Raw genomic sequence first — 1,809 nt, forward strand, 5'->3', positions numbered from 1 at the left:
GCCCTCCGGCAGGGGAGACACAACGAGCCCTTCAGTCGCTGTCGGCGCACACCCGCGGACGGGCGGCGCGGGGGCGGGTGAGAGCTGTCGCGGGGCCTGTGTGGGCTCTGAAAGCCCTGGTGGCGGCGTTGTGGCGGGTTCCGCCGGGTGCGGTGGCCCGCTGGCCGTGCCTCGATCGGGTCGCCGCGGGCCGAGGTGCCCACGGGCGGGGTGCTGAACATCGGAACGGGTGGGGCCGTGGTGTCCCGATACCGGCCCGGGGCCGTCGCCCGTCGAGCCTCGCGGCCCAGCTCGGCACCCGGGGCGCCCCGTCCGATCAGACAGGTCTGTCACCCCGGGCGGCGGGCGGGGCCCCGGGCTAGCACGAGAATTCGCTTAGTGGTGGGGCAGACCCTCCTGGGCACAGGCGGATAGCAGAGCGGCGCCGTCGGCACGCAGCTCGGGGAGTGCCAAGGTGACGATGTCGCGCCGCACGGGTTCGACCCGGTCGGTCAGGGTCCGGTAGCGGCCGTCCTGCGCGCCTGCCGCGGCGAACTCCGCACCGGTGCGTGCCGCCGCAGCTGCGTCGTGTCGAGCGAACCCGGGCGACGAAACCAGGCGCTCCGATCAGACGGCACCCGAGGAGACGGCACCCGAGGAGACCAGGGCGGCCAGCTTGGCGTAGCCCTCGTTCACCCCGGACTCCATCCCACTGCGCAGCCATTCGTCACGGCCCTCGAAGCTCTCGACGAGTGACTGGGCATGCAGCCGGGTGCGGCCGTTGCCGAGGTCGGTGAACCACAGCGTCTCCAGCGCCACGCTGTCCGGNGCGCCTTCGAAGGAGAAGGTCTGCACGATCCGGTCCGCGCGGACCTCGTGGAAGCAGCCGCGGAACCGGAAGTCGACGCCGTCGCGGCGGGCGACGTAGCGCCAGCTTCCGCCGCTGGTGGCATCCCAGTGCTCGATCGTCGTGTCCATGCCGTCCGGCCCGACCCACCGCGCGAAGAGGTCTGGGTCGGTGTGCGCGCGGAACAACTGCTCCGCCGTGGCGGTGAAGTCCCGGGTGAACCGGATCAGCGGCACGTCCGGGTCGGCCTCGATGCGGGTCGTCTCGATGGTGGCGGTGCTGTCGTTGCCGGTCATCACGCTGTTCCTCTCATCGGTTGTTCGTCTGGGGCGGTCTTGTCCTTCGGGCCGGCCCGGTCCTGGTCTGCCGGGCTGGCGTTCATCGCGGCCAGGAGCGCGTCGAGGCGCCGGTAGCGCTCCTCCGCCCGCCGGCGGTAGCGCTCGATCCACCCCGTCATCAGGTCGAGCACCTCGGCTTCGAGATGCACGGGACTGCGGTGGGTCGAGCCGGCCCGGCTGACCAGGCCGGCCTGCTCCAGAACCTTCAGATGCTTCGACACCGCCTGGACGCTGATGTCATACGGCGCCGCGAGCTCGCCGACGGTGGCGTCACCCTCGGTCAACCGGGCGACCAGGTCCCGCCGCGTCGGGTCCGTGAGCGCCGAGAAGAGCTGCGAAAGCTGATCCACGCCGATCTCTCCTCAACCAGTCGGTTGACGATGACCCTAGGCGCCGGCCGCTCGGGATGTCAACCATCTGGTTGAGGACTTTGGGTGGTCGGGGGTTCGACTGGCCCCGCCCGCCCGCCCGCCGTGGCCCTGCCCGCCCCGCCCCGCCCCGGGCCGCGGCCGGGTCAGCTGTCCTCGACGCTTTTTGCGAGTACGAAAAGGTGCGCCACGAGGCGCCCACAACCCGAGTGGAGGTGAAAGACCACCACCTCTGCCCTGTCGCAGCAGGGCGGTGAAGCTGAGGGCAGCTCTTCCC

The 1,809-nt window shown here is 71.6% G+C and carries 1 protein-coding gene and 2 pseudogenes; all 3 read right to left on the reverse strand.

The features are described 5' to 3' along the window. Positions 1 to 606 precede the first annotated feature (606 nt). Positions 607 to 807 (reverse strand): annotated as a pseudogene (locus tag UG55_RS44975) (polyketide cyclase); the annotation flags it as partial. Between the two features lies 1 nt (position 808). Further along, positions 809 to 1,122, reverse strand: a pseudogene (locus tag UG55_RS44980) (SRPBCC domain-containing protein); the annotation flags it as partial. Beyond that, positions 1,122 to 1,514, reverse strand: coding sequence for a metalloregulator ArsR/SmtB family transcription factor (locus UG55_RS26725; RefSeq protein WP_066074727.1), 393 nt, complete (start codon positions 1,512 to 1,514; stop codon positions 1,122 to 1,124). The gene UG55_RS26725 and the pseudogene UG55_RS44980, both read right to left, overlap by 1 nt. Between the last annotated feature and the right edge of the window lie 295 nt (positions 1,515 to 1,809).

This window comes from Frankia sp. EI5c (genome assembly GCF_001636565.1).
GTDB lineage: Bacteria > Actinomycetota > Actinomycetes > Frankiales > Frankiaceae > Parafrankia.